Origin of the sequence: Streptomyces sp. NPDC051940, from assembly GCF_040680895.1 — a bacterium.
In the GTDB taxonomy this organism is placed as follows: domain Bacteria; phylum Actinomycetota; class Actinomycetes; order Streptomycetales; family Streptomycetaceae; genus Streptomyces.
In genome coordinates, this window is sequence record NZ_JBFAXR010000245.1 from 1 (window position 1) to 4,782 (window position 4,782).

The window sequence follows — 4,782 nt, forward strand, 5'->3', positions numbered from 1 at the left end:
GGCGGTGGGGATGTCGACGTCGCACGCGGGCGACGCCGAGCGCGCGGGGGTGCTCGCCACGGACTGCCCCGCGCACCGCGCGCGGCCCGGCCCCCCTCCCACGCTGGGGGCCGGGCCGTCGGCGTTCAGGGGGTCAGCTGCGCCTGCACCGCGGGCCCGTACCGCCGCACCACGTCGTCGATCGGGCTCGCCCGCAGGCTCTCGCCCCGCGCGATGCCGTACATCACGCCGAGGCCGACGAGGGTGCCGACGGCGAGTTCGGCGCGCAGGGCGGCGTCGGGTCCGGTCAGGCGGTCGGCGAGGCGGTCGACGACCTGGGTACGGAAGTTGACGCGCAGGACGTCCCCGTGCTCGCCGTGCAGGGGCGCGAACACGATGCGCGCCAGCGGGTCGACGCCGCGCTCGCGCTGGCTGGACAGGATGTGCCGCACCATGTGGGCGCCGAGTTCGGCCACCGGCGCGTCCAGCAGATCCTGGGCGTCGGCGTCGAAGGACATCACCCCCGCGAACAGGGTGTTCTTGTTGCCGAAGTACTTGAGGATCAGGGGCGGGCTGACACCGGCGCGCTCGGCGACGTCCTTCAGGGTGATGTCGGTGTGCGCGTGCCGGGCCAGGAGGTGGCGGGCGGCCTTCAGGATGGCCGCCTTCGTCGCCTCGGCGTCCCGGCGGGCGGCGGCGGGTGGTGTGCTCACGTCTGTCATGTTGCCCTGCCCGCCCTGTCCCGGACGCGCCGGGCGCGGCCCGCCCGTGTCGCCGGCCGGGGATCGCGCGGGATCGTCAGCGCCACGGCACACGCCGCCAGGGCGATCGTGCCCGCCATCGCGAACGCCAGGAGATAGCCGTGCAGGGTGGACGCGGCGACGCCGTCCACCAGGCTCGTGTGATGGACGAGGACGGCGGCCACGGCGGCGCTGGAGACGGCCTGGCCGATCGTGCGCATGAGGACGTTGACGCCGTTGGCGGAGGCGGTCTGCTCGACCGGGACGGCGTGCAGTATCAGGGTGGGCAGCGCCGAGTAGGCCAGGGTGGTCCCGGTCGACACCACCGTGGCGCCCAGGATGATCATCCACAGGTCGCGGCTGTCGGCGATGCGCACCGCGTATCCGCAGGCGATGACCGCGGCGCCCAGCGCCAGCGTGACGCGCGGCCCGCGCGCGGCCGAGATACGGGCGGACACCGGCGAGAACACCAGCATGGTCACCCCGCCCGGCAGCAGGCACAGTCCGGTGGCGACGATCGACAGCTCCAGCCCGTACCCGGTGGCCTTCGGCGCCTGCACCAGCTGGGCGGTCACCAGGGAGTTGGCGTAGAAGGCGAAGCCGGTGAGCAGGGCCGCCACATGCGGCAGGCCGACTCTCGGCCGGGTCACCAGGCGCAGGTCGACCAGCGGCCGCGCGGTCCGCAGCTGCTGCCACCACCACAGGCCCAGGATCACGACGGCGCCGGCGAACAGTGCCAGCACGCGCCGGCTGTCCCACCCCCACTGCCCGCCCTGCGAGACCCCGAGCAGCAGGCAGACCAGTCCGGCGGCCAGTCCGAGGGCGCCGAGCACGTCGAAGCGGCCCGGCGTCCGCACCGGTGACTCCCGCACCGCCCACCACACGGCCGCCACCCCGAGCGCGCCCAGGGCGCCGGTCAGCCAGAACATCACGTGCCAGTCGGCGTACTGCACGACCAGCGCGGCCAGCGGCAGCCCGAGCGCGGCGCCGATGCCGACGGTGGAGCTCATCAGCGCGACCGCGGAGCCGCGCCGCTCGGGCGGCAGTTCGTCCCGCAGGATGCTGATCGACAGGGGTACGACGGCGGCGGCCGCTCCCTGGAGCGCGCGGGCCGTGATGAGCACGGCGATGTCCGAGGACAGGGCGCACATCACCGACCCCGCGGTCATCAGCACGAGGGCGGCGGTCAGGACGCGCCGCTTTCCGTACATGTCGCCGGCCCGTCCGAGCACCGGGGTGAGGACGGCGCCGGTCAGCAGGGTCGCGGTGACCATCCAGGAGACCGCGCCCGCGGAGGCGCCGGTCAGCCGCGGCAGGTCGGGAAGCATCGGTACGACGACGGTCTGCATGACCGCCATGAGGATGCCGCACCACGCCAGCACGGGGATGGTGAGCCGGTCCTTCAGCGACCTCGGGGCGACGCCGTCGGCCATGGGCGCGGATTGCCCCATATATGCGCTCCAAAAGGAAGAGAAATGAAGGTGAATTGATGTTCACCGTAGCAGGTGAATAAGAATTCACCCACCCCGCCCGAGCGGTCGCGCGATCACGCCCCGGCGCCGGACCCCCTCACGTATGCATGCGCCAGGGCTTGACGTACATCGGATGTATCTCTAGCTTCCACGCCCAGAAGTCCCACCGAGCACGGAACCACGGCACATACATCCGATGGATCTCGATGTGAGGAGTTCTGCGTGAGCGCACTACCCCGACGGCACGCGCTGGGCATCGGCGTGGGCACCGCCCTCGCGACGGCACTGGGCACGGCAGGTACGGCCGCCGCGGCGCCCGACGAGACGCCGGACGGCGAGTGGGGCACCGTGCCGCCGCCCGTCCCCGTCTCCCTGGACGCGCTGTTCGACAACGACGGCATCGACACCGCCGCCGCCCGCGGCGGCAGCTTCGACGGCAGCGGCTACACCTATCCCGGCGAGGAACTGCCCGCGGGGCGGATCGAGGTCGCCGGCACCCCGTTCGACTTCCCCTCCTCCGCCGCCGGCGCGGCGAACAACGTCGTCGCCCTGGGCCAGCGGATCGAACTCCCCCGCGGCCACTACCTCGCCGCCGTCTTCCTGGCCTCCTCCAGCTACGGCACCGGCTCGGGCACCGCCGTCGTCCACTACGCCGACGGCTCGACCTCCGCCGCGCCGATGTCCGCACCCGACTGGTACTCCGGCGGCGGCGAACTCACCGCCCCCTACCGCTACCGGCCGGACGGCACCCAGGACCCCCACCAGGTCGCCGTCTCCGTCGTCGAACTGGCCCTGGACCCGCAGCGGGAAGCCGTCGCCCTCACCCTGCCCACCACCAACCCCGCCCAGCCCAACCAGCCGGCCCTGCACGTCTTCGCCCTCTCCCTGCAGCCCGCCGCCACCGGCCGCGCGGTGGCGCTGCGCGCCGCCGCCTCCACCACCTCGCTGATCGAGGACGTCGGCGCGCAGAGCGTCGAGGCCACCCTGCTCAACGCCGGCACCGTCTGGCTCACCCGCGGCGACGAGGTCACCGTGGCGGTGGACGTGCCCGGCGCCCGGACGATCGCACCGGCCCGCGTCCCCGTCCTCGCCCCCGGCGAACAGGCCCGCGTACGCATCGGCATCCGCAACCGCACCGGCGTCGCGCCCGGCACCGTCCAGCCCGGCCGGGTCGTCGCCACCGGCCGCGGCGCGCAGGCCGCCGAGGCCCGGCGCGACCTCACGCTCGGCGTACCGGACTACCGGCCGGACGACGCCTCGCTGGCCACGCACCGGGCGCCGTACTGGTTCCACGAGGCGAAGTTCGGCATCTTCATCCACTGGGGCGTCTACGCGGTGCCCGCCTGGGCGCCGGTGGGGCGCCAGTACGCCGAGTGGTACTGGCAGCACATGGACGACCCGAACAACCCGACGTACGCCTACCACCGCGCCACCTACGGTGAGGACTTCGCCTACGACGACTTCATCCCGCGCTTCCGGGCCGAGCGCTTCGACCCGCGCAGCTGGGTGGAACTGTTCCGGGACGCGGGCGCGCAGTACCACGTGCTGACGTCCAAGCACCACGAGGGCTTCGCGCTGTGGGACACCAAGGTCTCGGACCGCAGCTCGGTGAGGATGGGACCGGAACGGGACCTGATCGGGGAGCTGTTCGCGGCCTCCCGCGAGTACACCCCCGAGCTGCACCGGGGCCTGTACTTCTCGATGCCGGAGTGGTTCAACCCCGACAACCCCTGGTCCGGGCACGCGCCGCGCAACCCGTACACCCTCGCCCCCGTCCCGTACACCGGCTACACCGCCGGCAAGGACTACGTACACGACTACCAGGCGCGGCAGATGCGCGAGCTCATCCACGGCTACGACCCCGAGATCCTGTGGTGCGACATCGGCGGCGTGAACGACAGCCGCAGCGTCCTCGCCGAGTTCTTCAACAACGCCAGGAACCGGCCCAAGCCCGTCGAGGTGACGGTCAACAACCGCTCCGGCATCCCGCCGCACGACTTCACCACCCCGGAGTACACGACGTACGACAACACGGTGGTCGCCAAGTGGGAGTCCAGCCGCGGGCTCGACCCGTTCAGCTACGGCTACAACGCGGCCACACCGGACGACCGCTACATGACCACCGAGGAGGTCGTGCACTCGCTCGTCGACATCGTCAGCAAGAACGGCAACTTCCTGCTCGACATCGGCCCGCGGGCGGACGGCACGATCCCCGAGATCATGGAGCGCCGGCTGCGGGAGACGGGCGCCTGGCTGAGCGTCAACGGCGAGGCGGTCTACGGCAGTACCTACTGGTCGCGGATGGCGCAGCTGGGCGAGGACCTGCGCTTCACGGTCAAGCCCGACGCCTTCTACATCCACTCCCTCGCCGCGCCCTCGTCGAAGCTCGTCGTCGAGGCGCCGGTGCCGGTACGCCCCGGTGACCGGATCTCGATGCTCGGCCACGGCCGCCCGCTGACGTGGAGCGTCAGCGGGCGCTCGCTCGTCATCGACGTACCGGCGGCGGCGCGTGCGGCGGGCGAGCACGTGTGGGTGTTCAAGGTGGAGTGGATGAGCTGACCCCGGGCAGCCCGGGAGTCACCCCTCGGATC

At 72.5% G+C, this 4,782-nt stretch carries 3 protein-coding genes; 1 reads left to right on the plus strand and 2 read right to left on the minus strand.

Annotation, left to right across the window (positions count from 1 at the left end):
• Window positions 1-125 precede the first annotated feature (125 nt).
• A complete protein-coding gene (locus AB0M28_RS39870) occupies window positions 126-701 on the minus strand; it encodes a TetR family transcriptional regulator (protein ID WP_365415645.1) in 576 nt (191 codons plus the stop codon).
• Complete coding sequence (locus AB0M28_RS39875) at window positions 698-2,170, minus strand: MFS transporter (protein ID WP_365415647.1); 1,473 nt, start codon at window positions 2,168-2,170, stop codon at window positions 698-700. Before AB0M28_RS39875 ends, AB0M28_RS39870 begins: the two co-directional genes overlap by 4 nt.
• 243 nt (window positions 2,171-2,413) lie before the next feature.
• Here AB0M28_RS39875 and AB0M28_RS39880 point away from each other — a divergent pair, with 243 nt between their 5' ends.
• On the plus strand, window positions 2,414-4,750 hold the full coding sequence (locus tag AB0M28_RS39880; protein ID WP_365415649.1) for an alpha-L-fucosidase: 2,337 nt from the start codon (window positions 2,414-2,416) through the stop codon (window positions 4,748-4,750).
• Window positions 4,751-4,782 lie beyond the last annotated feature (32 nt).